Origin of the sequence: Pacificibacter sp., assembly GCF_039769035.1 — a bacterium.
Lineage (GTDB): Bacteria > Pseudomonadota > Alphaproteobacteria > Rhodobacterales > Rhodobacteraceae > Celeribacter.
The window spans coordinates 1-18,989 of the sequence record NZ_JBDMZG010000069.1 but is presented as its reverse complement, the minus strand read 5'-3'; the positions used below and the strand labels follow the sequence as shown (position 1 = coordinate 18,989).

The following is an 18,989-nucleotide window of genomic DNA, read 5'->3' as shown; positions in this document are numbered from 1 at the left end:
TCAAATCCAACAATGACAGAAACAAAAACCAACCGATGCGCTAAATCTCTCCAGCGCGCCCGCCAACCTAAACCTCTGATTTTCCTAAACTTTCCAGCCTCGCGACCGTCCAGTTCGTCCCGTCCGCAGTGTCTCGCTTCCGGTAAGGGGGGTTCTAAGGCGACCGAACAAAACCCGCAAGCGCTTTTTTGAAGGATTATCGCAAAAGCTTCACAGTTCGGCGCAACGCATTGAAATAAATATATATATTTTGAATATTTTTTCAGCACAGAAGGGATAAATGGTCCAAAATTGGATGTCGTAAGTGCTCGCGCGCAAGGAAATATGGTTATCCACATGCGGCAGCGCAACAAATGCAAACGGCACACCCTACCCCGCTCGTTTGAGTGCGACTCGCAATGCGCAATTAGGTATGAAAAAGCCCCCACTGGCGCAAACCAGCGGGGGCTTTTGATTTTGAGCCTTAACAGCCGCGTTTAAGCGTAGCGCACTTCGTCGTCACCACCCGATTCAGGGGCCTTGAGCGCATCGATCAAACCATCAAGTGTTACCGCCCCCAAAGCTTTGCCGTTACGATCCACCACGGGGCAGCATCCATCGGGGGCTGCGTGCAGTTTGGGAAGGGCTTCCTCCAAAGACATTGTGCCCTTGATGGTCTCCCCTGCCCCCGTCGCGCCTTTTTTCACAATGGAACGCAGGCGCACGACTTTGGCGCGATTGATGTCACGGATAAAGTCGGTGATGTAGTCATCGGCAGGGTTCATCACGATGTCTTGCGGATCGCCGGATTGGATAATCTGACCATCGCGCAGGATCGCGATATTGTCGCCGATGTTCAAAGCTTCATCCAAATCATGGGTGATAAAGATGATGGTTTTGTGCAGCTCTTCTTGAAGTTCCAAGAGAATGGACTGCATGTCAGTGCGAATGAGCGGATCAAGGGCTGAGAAGGCTTCGTCCATCAACAGGATTTCAGCGTCCGTGGCCAAGGCGCGCGCAAGACCGACACGTTGTTGTTGTCCGCCAGACAGCTGCGAGGGGTATTGATCCTCAAACCCAGCCAGACCAACACGTTCGAGCCATTTGACTGCACGCTCGCCGGCGTCTTTGTCGGAGACACCCTGAATTTCCAAACCGTATTTGGCATTGTCCAGCACCGTGCGGTGCGGCAAGAGGCCAAACTTTTGGAACACCATAGACATCTTAAAGCGACGCAGATCGCGCAGTTGCTTGTCATCCATAGCCAAGACGTCTTCGCCATCGACCCAGATTTCACCCGCAGTGGGTTCGATCAAGCGATTGAGGTGTCGGATCAAGGTGGATTTCCCAGACCCAGACAGGCCCATGATGACCTGAATTTTACGCGCAGGGATATCAAGGTTGATGTTGTTTAGGCCCAAAGCGTGACCCGTCGCATCCATCAACTCAGGTTTGCCCACGCCACCACGGACAGCCTCCATTTGCGCCTCGGGATCATCGCCAAAAATCTTGTAGAGATTTTTGATGCTGACTTTTGGTTCATCCACAGTGTCATCTTGTGGCAGGATTTCGTGCTTAACCATGTCCAGTCTCCCTGTAGGCTTGCAAGCGTTTGCCGTAGGTTTGGCTTACACGGTCAAAAATAATCGCAAGAACAACGATGGCGAGACCATTCATCAGGCCCAGCGCAAGGTATTGGTTTGAAATCGCGCGCAACACCGGCACGCCGAGACCTTTCACACCAATCATGGACGCCACAACGACCATAGACAAAGCCATCATGATGGTTTGGTTCACGCCAGCAAAGATGTTTGGCAAAGCCAGCGGGATTTGCACCCCGAACAGTTTTTCACGATTGGAGGCCCCAAAGGCTTCGGCGGCTTCCAGCACATCACGGTCCACAAGACGAATGCCAAGGTTGGTCAACCGCACGATGGGCGGCAAAGCATAGATACATACTGCGATTAGACCCGGCACTTTGCCGATGCCCAAAAGCATCACCACAGGGATCAGGTATACGAAGGATGGAATGGTCTGCATCACATCCAAGATTGGCGTGATGATAGACTGCGCGCGATTGAACCGCGCCATAAAGATGCCGATCGGAATACCGATCGCGATACATAAGAATGTGCAGACAGATATAATGGCAAGCGTCGCCATCGTATCTTCCCACATGCCAAAAAAGCCAATGGCTAGGAAAGACAGAATAGAGCCTGCAGTGATTTTCCATGACCGCGCGCCGAACCATGTCAGCAAAGCGACGACAAGAATAACAATGGGCCAAGGTGTGCCCAAAAGCAGCTTTTCGAACCAGATGAGGAATTTGAGCAGAGGATTGAAAAACGCTTCGAGGTCTTCACCATATGCACGCGAAAACGTGCGAAAGCCTTCGTCAATCCCTTGTTTGAATTCAGACAGATCGCGTCTGCCCATCGCGGGAAATTCCGTGAGAAAACTCATGAGATGTCTCCTTTTATAATTGCAAAAAAGGGCCCGCGATACTCCAGCAAGATGCCAGATCGCGGACCCTCATAGAGTCACATCACAGGTTTAGAGGCCTGCTTTAACTTTTTCTGCAACGTCAGCCGGAACCCATTGAGTCCAAACTTCAGGTTGAGTTTCAAGGAACTCATAAGCTGCATCTTTACCAGTGGCTTGGTTTTCGGACATGTACACGAGCATCGCGTTCATGACTTCGCCAGGGAAGACACGTGCCTTGAAGTAGTCAGCCGCAGGGCCAGACTTTTCAAGGAAGTCGTCTGTTACAACAGATTCAACCGCAGATTCGATCCAAGATGTTGGTTTTGGGTCTTCACAATCTTGCTCGGCCAAAGACACACAGTTGTTCCAGTTGTCGTCACCAGCGTATTCGGTCTCGAACGGCACCATTTGCAAGCTGTATTTGCCAACAACAGATGTCGGGCTCCAGTAGTAGCCGAACCAGTTTTCGTCGCGCTCAACCGCTTTGGCGATAGACCCGTCAAGACCAGCAGCAGAACCTGGATCAACCAAAACCCAACCTTTTTCTTCCATGTCGAAGGCACGGAATTGGTTGGCGTTGATCAATTGGCAACCCCAGCCAGCAGGACAGCCCATAAAGGCGCCTTTGGATTCGTCTTCTTGGTATGGGAACAACTCAGGGTGATCGAGGATCTTCTCGACTGTGTCGAGATCTGGGTGATCCGCTTTGAATTTGCTGGTGATCCACCAACCTTCGCCAAGACCTGTGATCGGACCATCGTTAAGAGCAACAAGAGTGCCCTCTTCTTTGGCAGCCGTCAAAGCTGTGGCAACGGCGTTGATCCAAAGCTCAGGCGCGATATCAGGTTGGCCTTTTTCAGACATGGACGCGAATGTTGTTTGCGTCGCACCAGGAATAAGCTCGACATCACAGCCATAGCCCTCTTCCAAGATAAGTGCGTCTACATTGGCCATCAGTTCGGCTGATGCCCAGTTCATTTCAGCAATTGAGACCGAACCACAGTCAGACGCCATTGCGGCACCCGCTGATGCGATCAAGCCAAATGCACTTGTCGCGACAAGTTTGTTAAATTTCATCGTGGGAAACTCCCGCTTTTCTTCGTGTGTTTGCCAGTCAGACACCTCCCGAACCCTTAGGTTCACTGCCTCTTCGACTGGTCACCACCCCGAATTGGGCGATTTCTCCGCGGCGATGGCAAAGACCCAAGAAGGGTGGCTTTGAGCCAAAGACCGAAATGGCGGAGCGTGTGCGCAGGGCAACATATTAAGGCCCAAGATGCAACCCATTAGAAAATATATCACAATTCACCCTACGTCACTCTACGGTAACAAATTCAATTTTCAGCATAAAACCGCGTCACACTGCCTCAAGTTAACCCTGTTGTGAAAGGTTGCTCTTAGCGCTTTGCGTGCGTATCTGTGATGCTTAGACGCAAAAGGACTTACCCATCATGGCTGATCGCACGCTCCAAGACGCCGCAGAACGCGCAAAATCCAAAAAAATTGGCGCCCTTGCGCAGCTTTGGCCATTTCTAAAGCCCTATCGCTTTATGATGATCTCGGCTCTGGTGGCTTTGGTTCTGACCGCATGCATATCGCTCATTCTACCCCTCGCGGTGCGCCGCGTGGTCGATGGGTTCCAAACATCAAGTTCCCTGCTTCTGGACGGGTATTTTTCTGCCGCGTTGGCGATTGCCCTGCTTTTGGCCATCGGCACAGGCCTGCGGTACTATCTAGTCACAAAGCTCGGGGAACGGGTTGTTGCAGATATCCGCAAAGCGGTCTTTGAGCGCATGATCCACATGTCGCCTGCCTTTTTCGAAAAGATCATGACGGGCGAAGTTCTGTCGCGCATCACCACCGACACCACTTTGATCCTTTCGGTGATCGGGTCGTCCATTTCTGTGGCACTACGCAATGTCATGATCTTGTTTGGCGGGATGATCTTGCTTCTGTTCACCTCTGCAAAGCTCACGGGTCTTGTGCTTTTGGTCGTGCCGGTCGTGATCGTGCCGATTGTGGTTTTGGGCCGCAGATTGCGCAAACTTTCGCGCGAAAACCAAGACTGGATTGCCTCCAGTTCTGGCAGCGCTTCCGAAGCCTTGCTGTCCGCGCAAACCATTCAGGCCTTCACGGCTGAAACGATGCAATCCAAGTTGTTCTCTGACGTGACCGAAAAGAGCTATGTCTCCGCCCACACCCGCGTGAAAACCCGCGCGATGATGACTGTCATTGTGATCACATTGATCTTCTTTGGCGTCGTCGGCGTCTTATGGGTTGGCGCGCGCGATGTGCGCACAGGCGGCATGTCGATCGGTGAATTGGTGCAGTTCGTCATCTACGCTATCATGGTTGCAGGCGCTGCAGGTGCGCTTTCGGAAATCTGGGGCGAACTGCAACGCGCAGCTGGCGCAACCGAGCGTCTCGTCGATCTTTTGGGTGCGACGGACCCTGTGAAAGATATCGAAAAACCCGCACCGCTGGCCTTGCCGGTCAAAGGCGAAATCACCTTCGAAGACGTGCAGTTTGCCTACCCCTCACGCCCCAATGCCTCTGCTTTGGATGGTGTTTCATTCACGGTCAACGCGGGCGAGACCATAGCGCTTGTGGGGCCTTCTGGCGCAGGTAAATCCACGATCATTCAATTGCTGCAACGCTTCTATGATCCACAATCTGGCCGCATCACCATCGACGGCGTCCCCGTTGACACGATGGAGCGCGCCGCATTCCGGTCGCATATTGCGCTGGTGCCACAAGATCCTGTGATTTTCGCGGCATCTGCGGCAGACAACATTCGCTTTGGTCGTCCTGACGCCACCGATGCAGAAGTCATCGCGGCCGCAAAAGCAGCTGCCGCCCATGACTTTTTGAACGCCCTTCCAGAAGGCTATGACAGCTACGTTGGCGAACGCGGCATCATGCTGTCTGGCGGGCAAAAACAACGTGTCGCCATCGCGCGCGCCATCCTACGCGATGCCCCGATCTTGTTGCTCGATGAAGCCACTTCTGCACTGGATTCCGAAAGCGAACAGCTGGTGCAAAAAGCCGTCGAAGACATGGCCAAGACACGCACAACGCTGATCGTGGCCCACCGACTGGCGACAGTCAAAAACGCGGACCGCATCTTTGTGTTTGAAGACGGAAAAATCGTCGCGACCGGAACCCATGACGCCCTTGTGGCGGATGGTGGCCTGTATGCGCGCTTGGCACGTCTGCAATTTACTGATGGGGAATAAGCGCTGCTGACTCCCCTTGTTGCCCGTCCCTCATACTGACTAAGTCTGCGTCAGTAACACACATATTCTGAGAGGAAATTAATACGATGGGTATTTGGAACTTCGTTAAAGGCGCAGGCAAATCCGTATTCGGTAAAAAAGCTGCAGAGCCAAACAAAGAGGACCTGCTCGCAGAAATCGAAGCACTTGGCCTCGACGCTGAAGGCGTTGATGTGACAGTTGAAGGCGACAAGGTTTTGGTCTCAGGCACAGCAAGCCAAGAGATGAAAGAAAAGGTCATCTTGGCTGTTGGCAACGTTGAAGGCATCGCCGCTGTTGAAGACGCCATCGAAGGAGCGGACCCCGTGTTCCACGAAGTCAAAAAAGGCGAATCCCTATGGGGTATCTCTGCTAAAACTTTGGGCAACGGCAGCCGCTACATGGAAATCTTTGAAGCCAACAAACCAATGTTGTCAGACCCTGACAAAATCTACCCAGGTCAAAACCTACGCATTCCACAGGCTTAAGACGCGGATTGTGATTTCACATTAAGTCAAAGGGCGTCCCAGCGGGCGCCCTTTTTGCCTTTCGGGTTACTCATTTGTAAGTACAGATCGAACGAAGTCACCTCAAACAGCCCGCACCAACACTGATCCGACGGAATAGCCCGCACCAAACGAACAAATCAGCCCCAAGTCACCCGCATTCAAATCGTCCGAATGCTTGGAAAACGCAATGATCGATCCGGCAGAAGATGTATTGGCGTAGTCTTGTAAAATATTAGGCTGCTCAGCACGCTCCGGCGTACGGCCCATAACCTTTTTGCCGATGTAGTCGTTCATCGTCTTGTTGGCTTGATGCAGCCAAAGGCGTTTCAGATCAGAGGCTTTGGTATCGCTGTCCTCAAGATGATCGGCAATATGCGTGCTGACCAGCGGCAAAACTTCTTTGAAAACCTTGCGGCCATTTTGCATGAACAGCATATCGCGGCGGTCGCCAAGTTGATCATGGGCGCGGCGCAAAAACCCATTGTTGTTGCGAATATTATTGGAAAACTCTGTGGCACATTGCGTCGACACCACTTCAAATTTCGGGGCCTGCGCCAAATCCGCGGCCTCTAAAACCACTGCCGTTGCCACATCACCAAAGATAAAGTGGCAATCACGGTCGCGCCATTCCAAATGCCCCGAAGTGATTTCAGGTGACACAACCAACGCCCGCGTCGCAGACCTACATCGGATCATGTCAGTTGCGGCCTGAATGCCAAATGTGGCCGAGGAACAGGCGACATTCATATCAAAGGCAAATCCCCCTGCCCCCAACAGCGCCTGAATTTCAACCGCCATCGCCGGATATCCGCGCTCATGATTGGAGGAGGCACAGATCACTAAGTCGATATCTTGCGCGTTCAGGTTGGCTTGCTTTAACGCCGTGTTGGCCGCATCCATGGCCATTTCAGCCATCATGGACGGCGCCTCATCCGCGCGCGGCGCAAACCTCGGCCCCATACGGGTCGGATCCAATATGCCTGTCTTTTCCATCACATAGCGACGCTCAATACCCGAGGCGTTAAAGATAAACTCGACCGACGAAGGTGCTTTCGCCTCCACAGTCCCGTTGGCAATCTCATCCGCATGATCCGCGTTGAACAGTGCAACGTAGGCGTTGAAACTTTCGACCAGCTCGGCGTTGCTAATCTGCTCTGGCGGCGTAAATACACCCGTTCCGCTTATGACAACATCGACCATAAATCCCCCTACACCCGCTCAAATGAACAATATTTAGCCTAGGGACGACAAATTGGTCGGTCTAGCCGTCTCTTTTAACTTTACGTAGCGTTTCAAATGCATAATTCGATATGACGCAGCGTAGAGCCCCGCATGGGTGGGCTTGTGCGGCGAAGGCTTTCTTCGCATCATATGCTCAGGGAGACTTGGGGTGCGAACGCGCTCCAACTAAGGGAGGATTAAGAATGCCAACGGATTTTGCATCTCTGGCCGCACGCGACATCATTGATGCCGAAATGGCATTTGAAGACCGCGACATTGGTAAAACAATCTATGAACGCCTGACGCGCACCAAAGAAGCATTTGGCGCGCGACCAGCATTTTCATATCAAATCACCTCTGGCGCCACTGACAAAGCCGAAACACTGACTTGGAATGACCTGCACGGCCAAGTCACCCAAGCTGCAAATATGTTTCGCGCCCTCGGCATCAGCGAGACTGACGTCGTGGCCTATATCTTGCCCAACACAAATGAGACAGCCCTGACGTTTTTGGGGGGCATGGTTGCAGGCATCGTCAATCCGATCAATCCTCTGTTAGATGCCACGCAAATCGCATCTATCCTACGAGAAACAAACGCGAAAGTCGTGGTGACGCTCAAGCCGTTTCCCAAAACGGACATCCCGCAAAAGGTCGCCGAGGCCGTCAAAAACGCGCCCAATGTCACCACCGTGCTTGAAGTTGACATGCTGCACTATCTGACCCCGCCCAAAAGCTGGATCGTGCCACTTATTCGCCCGAAAAATCCCGCCTCCACAAACCACCAAGCTGATGTGCTGGAATTCACCAAAGAGCTGTCCAAACACCCAACGACTTTGACCTTCAAAGACACGCCAGAAGACCGTGTTGCGGCCTATTTCCACACAGGCGGCACAACGGGCATGCCAAAGGTCGCGCAGCATAAAAACTCTGGCATGCTTTATAACGGCTGGCTCGGCGCGCGGCTTTTGTTCGACGAAACCGACAATATTATGTGCCCGCTGCCAATGTTCCACGTCTTTGCGTGCCACGTTATTATCATGTCGATGATCACCTCTGGCGCGCATGGCGTCTTTCCGACACCTGCGGGCTACCGCGGTGATGGCGTCTTTGACAACTTCTGGAAATTGATCGACCGTTGGAACATCACATTCATCATTACTGTGCCCACTGCGATCGCTGCACTGATGCAGCGCCCCATTGATGCCGATATCTCAAGCGTCAAAACAGCCTTTTCAGGCTCATCCCCCCTGCCCGTTGAACTGTTTAAACGGTTTGAGAATGCGACAGGGATCGAGATCATCGAGGGCTATGGCCTGACCGAGGCAACCTGTCTGGTGTCCTGCAATCCCATCGGCGGTGTGAAAAAAATCGGGTCTGTCGGCATTCCGTTCCCGCATACGGATGTCAAAATTTTGACCCATACAAAGGATGGCCCAGTCGAGAGCGCCCGCGACAGCGTTGGCGAGATTTGCATAGATAGCCCCGGTGTGTTTGCAGGGTCCACATATACGGAGACCGACAAGAACCACGACCTTTTCCACCATGAACGTTACCTGCGCACGGGGGATTTGGGCCGTATTGATGAGGACGGCTATCTGTGGATCACAGGGCGCGCCAAAGACCTGATCATTCGCGGCGGTCATAACATCGATCCCGCCGAAATCGAAGAAGCTTTGGCAGGACATGAAGCCGTGGCATTTGCAGGCGCAATTGGTCAACCTTGTGCCTACTCAGGCGAATTGCCCTGCGTCTATGTCGAGTTGGTGGACGGGGCCACTGTGACGGTTGATGACCTGATGGCTTATGCGCGTGCGCACATTCATGAACGTGCCGCCTATCCTAAGTACCTTGAAATCGTGGATGAATTGCCCAAAACCGCAGTTGGAAAGATCTTCAAACCTGACCTGCGAAAGCAAGCCATCACGCGTGTTTTCAATAAAGCGTTGGAGAAAGCTGACCTAGATCAGCGTGTCGTGAGCGTGACCGATGACAAAAAGCTTGGACTTGTGGCGCAGATCAGTCCAAACGCGCCCGATGCACAAGAGGCCATTGCGACTTGCTTGGGGCAGTTTGCGAACCCGTGGGCCTTTGCGGACGATAGCCAATAGCAAAGTTTGCGTCCCCACACAAAGCACCAAAGGCCCCGACATTGCGGGGCCTTTTTCGTGCCATGTGCACATTCAGGTAAACGTTCGATATCGAGGCCACTCTGTGCCTTTACCCGGCTTTAACGCGTCATGTGGCAGGCTTATCCGGCGCCAAGAACATCGTTTTTAACCACAAATGACGTTGATCGATTATTCATTTTGGCACGGAGGTTTGAATGCTACTTCTCATTCTGTGTGTTGCTCTTGCATCTGCGGTCACTGCCTCACTTCTTGGGGCGGTGCTTGGCGCAGCGCTTTGGCTCGTCCTTATTCTTTACCCATTGTGTGGCGCTATCGGGCTGGTTCTTTGCCCATTCGTTTATAACGCCTGTAAAACGCAACTCACGGCCTCATAAGGGGCCAAGGACATCGTTGGCGACAAGACGCTACAAGGGCCATGGGTGCTTAGCAGATCTTCAACATCGCCCACCAAGTACTCAGGCAAATCAACACTCGACGGCTGCGACGATAAGTTTGCCAACACCACAATCGCACCTGCGCCCGTTTTGCCTACGCCCGCGTCCACCGGAGTGCGCAGATATCCCCATAACTGTGGGTGATCTTCGAACAGAGGCTCGAACCCACCGCCCACCAAAACGGGATTGTCCATACGAAGTCGGGTGAGTCTTTGATAGAACGCCAAAACAGAAGCCGGATCGCCCAGCGCCGTTTGCACGTTCACCTGTTCAAAGTTTGCATTTACCGGCAACCAAGGCGTGCCAGTCGTAAAGCCAGCATGCGCATCGGCAGACCAATGCATCGGCGTGCGCGCATGGTCCCGCCCATTTTGGTTCGCACCGGCAAGAAACTCGGCTTCCGTCAAACCGCGAAGTTTGAGGTCGGCCCATTGGCCATGAATTTCCAAATCATCAAACGCGTCGATGCTGGCAAAATGGGAATTGGTCATGCCAATTTCTTCGCCTTGATAAATGTAAGGCGTGCCCTTCATCAAATGCAGCACCAATCCAAGCGCTTTAGCACTTTCGACCCGATACTCAGTGTCATTGCCAAAGCGCGATACGGCGCGTGGCAGATCATGATTGCTCCAAAAAAGTGAATTCCATCCATCGTTCTGGAGGGTCGTTTGCCACGCATTGAACGTCTTTTTCAGCGCGATAAAATCGACGTCTTTCTTTTTATATTTGCCGAAGTCTGCGTCCCAATCTTGGCTGATATGCGAGAACTGAAACACCATCGACAATTCGCCACTGTTTGCCCCCGTATACTGCTGCGCGTTGCTCAAGTTAGCAGACCAAGCTTCGCCCACAGTCACGACATCGCGCCCTTTCAAGGTCGCGTCATGCATCTCTTGTAGAAACTTGTGCAAGTCTGGCCCGTCGGCAGTGATCCCATTGTCCGGATCCTTACCAATGAGATCAATCACATCCATGCGGAATCCCGCGATACCGCGATCAAACCACCAGTTCATCATGCCATAAACCTTGGCGCGCAGCTTGGGGTTCTGCCAGTTCAAGTCGGGCTGCTTGGAATGGAACAAATGAAAGTAATACTGCCCAGATGTTTCATCCAACGTCCAAGCAGGACCGCCAAAAAACGACTGTAAATCGTTGGGCGGACCGCCACCTTCCGCCGGATCGCGCCAAATGTAATGGTCGCGCGGGGCGGCCTCTCGCGATGATTTGGCATCTTCAAACCAAGCATGCTCGTCCGAGCTATGATTGACCACCAAATCCATAACGATACCAATGTCGCGCCGCCCCGCTTCTGCGATCAAGGTATCCATGTCGTCCAGCGTTCCAAACTCGGGCGCGATGTCATAGTAGTCGCTGATGTCATAGCCATTGTCGCGCATCGGCGATTTAAAGACTGGTGACAGCCAAATAAACCCAATCCCAAGATCCTTGAGGTAATCCAGTTTGGACAAGATACCCTTGATATCACCGACACCGTCGCCGTCGCTGTCAGCGAAGCTGCGTGGATAAATCTGATATCCGGTGGCCGATTTCCACCAGTCTTTGGTCATTTCAAAGGGCATAGTCTTTTCCAATTCCTTAGGTGCTTTGCTGAGATCCGCAAAGTCACCCCCGCACTTCACAAGCCTACGCCACTCGTCCGCAAGCATTTGGAACATCTGTTCTCAGAAACGCCCGATTTGGCAATGACTATATTGGGTTTGTTTCGCATTCTATGAATCTATCGGCGCATCCCACTTGCCACGCCCATTTGTGCCGCAAAATCACAACAAACAGCACCACAGCAACTGAGATACAATTTCAAGATACAATGCTTTAGAAAATGGTGCTGCTGGGGAGAATTGAACTCCCGACCTCTCCCTTACCAAGGGAGTGCTCTACCTCTGAGCTACAGCAGCACTGTGGGCGGCTAATTAGCTTTGAAAGCTTTGCTGTGCAAGAACCTTTTGTCGAAAACTGAGGGAACTTGATGATTTTAATTTGTGCTTCAATCCTTCGGCACGAACACCGAAGAGCGAAGACATCACGAACTTACGCGAATTCCCCCTATAAAATGCATTTTGCGGCACTGGACGCGATTGCGTGCATTGAGTACACGTCGAAGATGGAAAACAAATCTGACACTCCTAAGCCCGCCAAAAAACCTGTCTCAGCGCGCGAAGCGCGATTGAAGGCAGCGCTCAAGGCAAATCTTGGTCGACGCAAGCAATTGAGTCGTGCGAAATCGGCAACGGAAAAAGCAGAGACACAGAGCGAGTAAGGCACAGGTTATGGATTCAATTTTGGTCAGAGGCGGCGGTCCGCTCAATGGTGACATCGATATCGCAGGCGCTAAGAACGCCTGTTTGACGTTGATGCCTGCAACGCTTTTGTCAGATGAACCGCTGACGCTGACCAATGCACCGCGCTTGTCAGACATCATCACGATGACGGCTTTGCTTGAGTCTCTGGGTGCCGAAATCAATTCTCTGCAAGAGGGCAAGGTCCAAACCATGTCCTGCCACGGCGACCTGAACCCAATTGCCGACTACGAAATCGTCCGCAAAATGCGTGCGTCCAACTTGGTTCTAGGCCCCCTTTTGGCGCGCCTTGGTCATGCGGTTGTGTCTTTGCCAGGCGGCTGTGCGATTGGTGCGCGTCCGATGGATTTGCACGTTGACGCATTGACAGCCCTTGGGGCGGAGATTGATCTGCGCGACGGCTACCTGCACGCGAAAACCCAAGGCGGCCTGAAAGGCGCTGTTCACAAGATGCGTTTCGCCTCAGTTGGGGCGACTGAGAACTTTGTGATGGCAGCGACTTTGGCCAAAGGCACATCCGTCTTGGAAAACGCCGCACGCGAACCTGAGATTGTGGACCTTGTGGCCTGTTTGAAAAAGATGGGCGCGCAGATTGAAGGCGAAGGCACGTCTCGTATTGAAATTCAGGGCGTAGACCGCCTGCACGGCGCGACGCACCCAGTCGTGACCGACCGCATTGAATTGGGCACATTCATGTTGGCGCCAGCAATTTGTGGCGGCGAAGTGACCTGTTTGGGCGGCAAGATGTCTTTGGTCGAAAGCTTTGCTGAAAAGCTGGACGCTGCTGGCATTTCCGTGACGGAAGACGCGCGTGGCCTTACGGTGAAACGCAAAGGGGATCGCGTCAAAGCAGTTGATGTTGTGACCGAACCGTTCCCAGGTTTTCCAACCGATCTACAAGCTCAAATGATGGCGCTTTTGTGTACTGCAGAAGGCACGTCTCACCTCGAAGAGACCATCTTTGAAAACCGCTTTATGCACGCGCCTGAACTGATCCGCATGGGCGCAAACATTGAAGTGCACGGTGGCAAGGCCGTTGTGCACGGGGTTGACCGCCTCAGAGGGGCGCAAGTGATGGCCACGGATTTGCGTGCATCTGTGTCATTGATTTTGGCAGGCCTCGCCGCGGAAGGTGAAACGCTTGTCAGCCGCGTCTACCATTTGGATCGCGGATACGAATTTGTAGAGAAAAAGCTCTCAGGTATTGGTGCACAAATTGAACGGGTAAAGGCGTAAACCATGACCGAAGACGCACGATTTGAAGACGGCGGCGATCAGCCATTGCATCTGAAAGCGCGCGACGCAGAGGATCTAACGATTCTCTCCGCCTTGTGCCAAGATGCCGTCGTGCCGATGGGCGAGATTTCATATGATGCGGGGCAGCGCCGCTTTGCGATGCTGCTCAATCGGTTCCGCTGGGAAGATGCGGAGCGTGCAGCACAACGGTCACGCCCCGTGGAACGTGTGCAATCGGTGTTGTTGTTTGACGATGTGTTGGCTGCGAAGTCCTCTGGCGTGTCTGCGGCCGACAAAGACACCATCATTTCCGTTTTGGCTGTGGTATTTTCGGCAGGCGAAGACGGCGTTGGCACGGTGGAAATCACGCTTGCAGGCGACGGCGCAATTCTGCTTGAACTCGAAGCATTGGACGTGACGCTCAAAGACGTAACGCGGCCTTATATTGCGCCTTCAAAAAAGCAGCCTGATCACTCTGCTTAACGGTTTCGTCCAAAACACAGCATCAAGCGCGTATAAACAAAAGCCGCGCTTGAGCCGCGCGCTCTCCCACGTTATGTGAAGTGCAAGGAGACCGCGATGCCACATTTTATGAACACCACAGACGCAGATTTTGAAGCTCGTTTTGTAGAGCTGCTCGCCATGAAGCGCGAAGACAGCCCAGACGTGGATCATATTGTGGCGGATATCATTGCAGATGTGCGCGTGCGCGGCGATGCGGCAGTTTTAGAGCTGACATCTAAGTTTGACCGGATGGATTTGACGACTGATGCGCTGCGGTTCACAGATGCAGAAATCGAAGCCTACTGCGCCCAAGTGTCGGCCGAAGATCGATCTGCGCTTGAACTGGCCGCAATGCGTATTCGCGACTACCACATTCGCCAACTTCCCGTGGATCAAATGTGGGAAGACATGGACGGTGCAACTTTGGGCTGGCGCTGGACGCCTGTGTCCGCAGCGGGGCTTTACGTACCGGGCGGTGTCGCAACATACCCCAGCTCTGTTTTGATGAACGCGATCCCTGCGAAAGTGGCTGGCGTAGAACGTCTTGCGATCACTGTCCCGACGCCTGATGGCGCGGTGAACCCGCTTGTCTTGTATGCTGCGCGTCTGGCTGGCGTAGACGAAATTTACCGCATCGGTGGCGCCCAAGCGATTGCAGCACTGGCATATGGCACCGAGACCATTCCACCCGTTGATAAAATCACCGGCCCTGGCAATGCCTTTGTCGCTGCCGCCAAGCGCCGTGTTTTTGGCAAAGTCGGCATTGATATGATTGCGGGGCCCTCCGAAATTTTGGTGATTGCGGACAAACACAATGATCCAGATTGGATCGCGGTCGACCTGTTGTCTCAAGCGGAACATGACGAAAGCGCGCAATCTGTCTTGATCACAACCGACGCAGAATTTGGCCAAGCTGTGGCGCAAGCCGTCTCCAAACGCCTTGAAACGCTTGAGCGCCGTGTCATTGCCGGCAAGTCTTGGGCAGATTTTGGCGCGATTATTGTCGTGCAGAGCCTAGAGGAAGCTGCCCGCTTGTCCGATCGCTTTGCGCCGGAACACCTTGAATTATGTGTCGAAGACCCCGACGAATTGTCGCTCGACATCAACCATGCAGGTGCCATTTTCTTGGGCGCATTCACGCCTGAGGCCATCGGGGACTACGTTGGCGGGCCAAACCACGTGCTGCCAACCGCTCGATCTGCTCGTTTTTCTTCAGGTCTTTCCGTTTTGGACTTTATGAAACGCACAACATTGGCCAAAATGACCCCATCCGCACTTGCGGCGATTGGGCCAGCGGCTGAACGTTTGGCAAAATCAGAAAGTCTTGAAGCGCACGGGCTATCAGTTCGCGCACGGCTCGACCGATTGAATGGTGATGGGTATGAGTAAGCTAGTTGCAATTGAGATTGATGATCGGGGGTTAGCTGCGCCAACGCCTGAGATTGAGCAAGAACGCAAAGTTGCGATTTTCGACTTGCTGGAAGACAACAGCTTTGCCCTGCCCCAGCGCGATGACCGAAATGTTCCGACCGGCCCATTTAAACTGCTGTTGTGCATCAAAGAACGCAGACTCGTGTTCGATTTATCCAATGAGGCGGATGTCACCGAAGCTGAATTCCATTTATCCCTTGGACCATTCCGCCAAGTCGTCAAAGATTACTTTCAAATTTGCGAAAGCTATTTTGATGCGGTCAAAACAATGGCGCCAGGGCAACTGGAAGCCATCGACATGGCGCGCCGCGGCATTCACAACGAGGGTGCTCGCGTGCTTCAGGAACGTCTGGAGGGAAAAGCCGACGTTGATATAGACACGGCACGACGATTGTTTACACTTATCTGCGTACTGCATTGGGGAGCGTAAGATTTGGCGACAAACATGCCCAGTTCAATCCTGTTTTGCTGTGACCACAACGCCGTGCGGTCTCCAATGGCGGAAGCTTTGATGAAGAAGCTTTATGGCACCCGCGCGTATGTTCAATCTGCCGGCGTGATGAACGATCTGGAAATTGATGGTTTCGCAGTATGTGTGTGTGCTGAAATCGGCGCTGAGCTGTCGCGCCACCAAGCGCGATCTTTTCAAGACTTGCAAGAGGTCGGCGATCACATGTCATCCTATGATTTGATCATCGCCCTATCGCCTGCGTCACACCACAAGGCACGAAGTTTGACCAAGCTCTATCACATCGATGTGGAATATTGGCCCATCAACGACCCAACTGGCGCTGGCGGAAACCGAGACACCCTGCTCGATTCTTATCGCCGCACACGCGACCAGATTATAGCGCGTATGGAACAACGTTTTGGCCCACCAACGGAACCAACCAGCTAGTGCGCGGACAAAATTGCGCTTTGTTTTCCAAAAAACATCATAATTTGTGTCCTAAGCGGCAAAATTGCTAAAAAACCTTCCAAAATACAGCGCGCTGCTCGAAATGGCGCTTGAAAAAAGCACATCAAAGGCGCATTTACTGATCGCCCGCACTTTGGTGGGTGAATTTTACAGGAGTGAACATGGCCAAGGAAGAAATGCTCGAATTTCCCGGTGTCGTTAAGGAACTCTTGCCGAACGCGACATTCCTGGTCGAGCTGGAAAACGGCCATACGATCATCGCTCACACGGCAGGCAAAATGCGTAAGAACCGTATCCGCGTTCTCGCAGGCGACAAAGTTCAAGTCGAAATGACGCCTTACGATCTGACCAAGGGTCGGATCAACTACCGCTTCCGTTAATCGGATCGTAGCGGTACACATGAAACTGATCCTCGGTTCAGGCAGCCCGCGCCGGAAGGAACTTCTGGCGCAGCTCGGCCTTACCCCCGATGACATCCGTTCCCCAGACATCGACGAGACGCCCCTCAAGGGTGAATTGCCGCGCCCTTATTGCGCGCGCATGGCCCGTGAAAAGGCGCAAGCTGTCCCGCGCACGTCGGACGAAATTGTCCTGTGTGCAGATACGACAGTGGCCCTTGGGCGTCGCGTCATGGGCAAACCTCAAGACGAAAAAGAAGCTGCCGAATTTTTGCTGGCCATGTCAGGACGCCGTCACAAGGTGATCACTGCCGTGGCCGTGGCGCGCGGCGATTTGGTCTATGAGGCCGATGTTGTTACGGTGGTGAAAATGAAACGTCTGTCAGACAATGAGCTCAACACGTATTTGGCCTCAAATGACTGGCAAGGCAAAGCGGGTGGCTATGGCATCCAAGGTCTTGCGGGTGCCTTTATCCCGTGGATCCAAGGCAGCTACTCCGCCGTCATGGGCTTGCCAGTGGCCGAAACAGCCACCCTGCTCACAGCAGCTGGCTACCCCGTATACGGAGACCCATCATGATTGGTACAGTGATTGCCCTCGGCATGCTCAAAGGCCAAAAGGCGGCTGCGTTTATCAAAGACGGACGCCTTGAGGATCTCATTGTTGATCCCGCAGGCGACGACGCCCCGCCCGCCATTGGCTCGATTTATCGCGCCCGCGGTGGCCGCATGCTCAAAGGTATGGGCGGCGCGATGCTGGACATGCCAAACGGTGAAAGCGCGTACCTCAAGGGCAACAAAGGCCTGAAACCGGGCGCGCCTATGTTGGTGCAAGTCACGCATATGTCCGAGGATGGCAAAGCCGTCCCTGTCACCACGCGCCTGATTTTCAAATCGAAATACGCAATCGTCACACCGAATGCGCCGGGTCTCAATATTTCGCGCACGATCCGCGACGAAGACGAGCTTTTGCGCCTTCATGATCTTGCGAACGCGGGTATGGACGGGGCCGACGAGTCACTTGGCCTCATTTTGCGCTCGGCCTGTGATGGCGCCAAAGACGACGACATTGCAGACGATATCGCCAATATGCGCGGCCTGTGCGAAGCGGTCACAGAAGATGTCGCCGGCGCGCCTGAATTGCTGGTCGATGGCCCTGATGCATGGGATGCAGCTTGGCGCGACTGGGACGACCCCGACGTGTTTGACGATTCTGAAGAAGCCTTTGACAACTATGGTGTTTACGAGCTGATCGACGATGTTGTCTCGACCCGTGTATCGCTAAAAACGGGCGGTCACGCTTATATCGAACCGACCCGCGCGTTGGTATCTGTCGATGTGAACACAGGCGGCGAATTCTCAGCCGCAGCAGGCCTGAAAGCAAACATGGCTGTGGCGCGCGACCTTCCTCGCCAACTGCGCCTGCGCGGCCTTGCAGGCCAGATCACGATCGATTTGGCCCCCATGCCAAAGAAAGAACATCGCGCCTTTGAACAATCCCTGCGTGCAGCCTTTAAAGCGGATGGATCAGAGGTTGTTTTGGCTGGTTTCACCCCGCTGGGTCACTATGAGATCCAAAAGAAACGCGAGCGTGTGCCTTTAAAGGACATCCTAAAATGAGCTGTCCGATCTGCCAAAAAGAGGGCGATGTCAAATATCGCCCTTTTTGTTCAAAACGCTGTGCTGATGTCGACCTCGCGCGCTGGCTGAGCGGCACATACGCCGTCCCAAGCATGCGTGAAGAAGACGAAGAAGAAGTCGCCCGCGCCTTCGAAGAAGGCCTGCGCGAGGCTCAAAATGACATGCTGGATGGCCTAACAAAAAAACCGCATTAAATGTGCAATTTAGCTCTGGACACTCTTCGGCGCTAAGACTAAACAACGCAAACCCAGAACGCGAAAGTGTTCATCCGGTGCCCGGGTAGCTCAGGGGTAGAGCAGTGGATTGAAAATCCTCGTGTCGGTGGTTCGATTCCGCCCCTGGGCACCATTTAACTTCATGATGTTAAACAAATAATTCTGATTGTGGCTGTTGGCTTCTACTGGCTTCCATTCAGCTGGGTGCCGTATGGGTGCCTTGAGTTATCACGGATTTGATTTTAATAGAAATAATACTTGGTGGAATCAAGGAAAAGGGTTTTTAGATTATATAGCTCGTTCACAATTCTTATTAC

The 18,989-nt window shown here is 53.1% G+C and carries 17 protein-coding genes and 2 tRNA genes; 13 read left to right on the top strand and 6 right to left on the bottom strand.

The features are described 5' to 3' along the window. Window positions 1-476: 476 nt before the first annotated feature. The 3 genes from ABF287_RS06735 to ABF287_RS06725 all read right to left on the bottom strand — a co-directional run bounded on the left by ABF287_RS06735 (window position 477) and on the right by ABF287_RS06725 (window position 3,540). Window positions 477-1,562 carry a glycine betaine/L-proline ABC transporter ATP-binding protein gene (locus tag ABF287_RS06735; protein WP_347184245.1) on the bottom strand — a complete coding sequence of 362 codons (1,086 nt, stop codon included), beginning with the start codon at window positions 1,560-1,562 and terminating at the stop codon, window positions 477-479. Then, complete coding sequence (locus tag ABF287_RS06730; RefSeq protein WP_347184244.1) at window positions 1,555-2,442, bottom strand: proline/glycine betaine ABC transporter permease; 888 nt, start codon at window positions 2,440-2,442, stop codon at window positions 1,555-1,557. Before ABF287_RS06730 ends, ABF287_RS06735 begins: the two co-directional genes overlap by 8 nt. Before the next feature lie 90 nt (window positions 2,443-2,532). Next, entirely contained in the window at window positions 2,533-3,540 is a 1,008-nt protein-coding gene (locus ABF287_RS06725; protein WP_347184243.1) for a glycine betaine ABC transporter substrate-binding protein, read from the bottom strand. A 374-nt stretch (window positions 3,541-3,914) separates the two neighbouring features. Between ABF287_RS06725 and ABF287_RS06720 the strand changes: the two genes are divergently transcribed. Continuing rightward, complete coding sequence (locus ABF287_RS06720; RefSeq protein ID WP_347184242.1) at window positions 3,915-5,699, top strand: ABC transporter transmembrane domain-containing protein; 1,785 nt, start codon at window positions 3,915-3,917, stop codon at window positions 5,697-5,699. An 86-nt stretch (window positions 5,700-5,785) separates the two neighbouring features. Next, window positions 5,786-6,205 (top strand): peptidoglycan-binding protein LysM, encoded by a 420-nt coding sequence (gene lysM, locus ABF287_RS06715; protein ID WP_347184241.1) that lies wholly within the window; start codon window positions 5,786-5,788, stop codon window positions 6,203-6,205. Window positions 6,206-6,307: 102 nt separating this feature from the next. On the opposite strand, the gene ABF287_RS06710 is transcribed toward lysM, so the two are convergent. Continuing rightward, window positions 6,308-7,426, bottom strand: a complete 1,119-nt coding sequence (locus tag ABF287_RS06710) for a beta-ketoacyl-ACP synthase III (RefSeq protein WP_347184240.1) — start codon at window positions 7,424-7,426, stop codon at window positions 6,308-6,310. 224 nt (window positions 7,427-7,650) lie between these two features. Here ABF287_RS06710 and ABF287_RS06705 point away from each other — a divergent pair, with 224 nt between their 5' ends. Continuing rightward, window positions 7,651-9,555 (top strand): acyl-CoA synthetase, encoded by a 1,905-nt coding sequence (locus tag ABF287_RS06705; protein WP_347184239.1) that lies wholly within the window; start codon window positions 7,651-7,653, stop codon window positions 9,553-9,555. A gap of 358 nt (window positions 9,556-9,913) precedes the next feature. On the opposite strand, the gene ABF287_RS06700 is transcribed toward ABF287_RS06705, so the two are convergent. Together ABF287_RS06700 and ABF287_RS06695 are read right to left on the bottom strand one after the other, a co-directional pair. Next, the gene (locus tag ABF287_RS06700; protein ID WP_347184238.1) at window positions 9,914-11,590 is read right to left on the bottom strand and encodes an alpha-glucosidase; all 1,677 of its coding nucleotides are present in this window, start codon (window positions 11,588-11,590) and stop codon (window positions 9,914-9,916) included. Between the two features lie 261 nt (window positions 11,591-11,851). Next, window positions 11,852-11,926 (bottom strand) — tRNA-Thr (locus tag ABF287_RS06695). 372 nt (window positions 11,927-12,298) lie between these two features. On the opposite strand from ABF287_RS06695, the gene murA reads away from it, so the two are divergent. The 10 genes from murA to ABF287_RS06645 all read left to right on the top strand — a co-directional run bounded on the left by murA (window position 12,299) and on the right by ABF287_RS06645 (window position 18,805). Continuing rightward, window positions 12,299-13,564, top strand: a complete 1,266-nt coding sequence (murA, locus tag ABF287_RS06690; RefSeq protein ID WP_347184237.1) for a UDP-N-acetylglucosamine 1-carboxyvinyltransferase — start codon at window positions 12,299-12,301, stop codon at window positions 13,562-13,564. Window positions 13,565-13,567: 3 nt separating this feature from the next. Beyond that, on the top strand, window positions 13,568-14,047 hold the full coding sequence (locus ABF287_RS06685; protein WP_347184236.1) for a DUF2948 family protein: 480 nt from the start codon (window positions 13,568-13,570) through the stop codon (window positions 14,045-14,047). A gap of 96 nt (window positions 14,048-14,143) precedes the next feature. Beyond that, complete coding sequence (gene hisD, locus ABF287_RS06680) at window positions 14,144-15,457, top strand: histidinol dehydrogenase (RefSeq protein ID WP_347184235.1); 1,314 nt, start codon at window positions 14,144-14,146, stop codon at window positions 15,455-15,457. After that, complete coding sequence (locus tag ABF287_RS06675) at window positions 15,450-15,929, top strand: UPF0262 family protein (protein ID WP_347184234.1); 480 nt, start codon at window positions 15,450-15,452, stop codon at window positions 15,927-15,929. Before hisD ends, ABF287_RS06675 begins: the two co-directional genes overlap by 8 nt. A gap of 15 nt (window positions 15,930-15,944) precedes the next feature. Continuing rightward, window positions 15,945-16,397: a low molecular weight phosphatase family protein gene (locus ABF287_RS06670; RefSeq protein WP_347184233.1), complete on the top strand. Its 453-nt coding sequence runs from the start codon at window positions 15,945-15,947 to the stop codon at window positions 16,395-16,397. Between the two features lie 182 nt (window positions 16,398-16,579). Continuing rightward, window positions 16,580-16,798 (top strand): translation initiation factor IF-1, encoded by a 219-nt coding sequence (infA, locus tag ABF287_RS06665; protein WP_009573923.1) that lies wholly within the window; start codon window positions 16,580-16,582, stop codon window positions 16,796-16,798. Between the two features lie 19 nt (window positions 16,799-16,817). Continuing rightward, window positions 16,818-17,396 (top strand): Maf family protein, encoded by a 579-nt coding sequence (locus ABF287_RS06660; protein ID WP_347184232.1) that lies wholly within the window; start codon window positions 16,818-16,820, stop codon window positions 17,394-17,396. Next, on the top strand, window positions 17,393-18,436 hold the full coding sequence (locus tag ABF287_RS06655) for a ribonuclease E/G (protein WP_347184231.1): 1,044 nt from the start codon (window positions 17,393-17,395) through the stop codon (window positions 18,434-18,436). The genes ABF287_RS06660 and ABF287_RS06655 overlap by 4 nt, the downstream gene beginning before the upstream one ends. After that, window positions 18,433-18,651 carry a DNA gyrase inhibitor YacG gene (gene yacG, locus ABF287_RS06650; protein WP_347184230.1) on the top strand — a complete coding sequence of 73 codons (219 nt, stop codon included), beginning with the start codon at window positions 18,433-18,435 and terminating at the stop codon, window positions 18,649-18,651. The genes ABF287_RS06655 and yacG overlap by 4 nt, the downstream gene beginning before the upstream one ends. A gap of 79 nt (window positions 18,652-18,730) precedes the next feature. Beyond that, window positions 18,731-18,805 (top strand) — tRNA-Phe (locus ABF287_RS06645). Window positions 18,806-18,989: the final 184 nt, after the last annotated feature.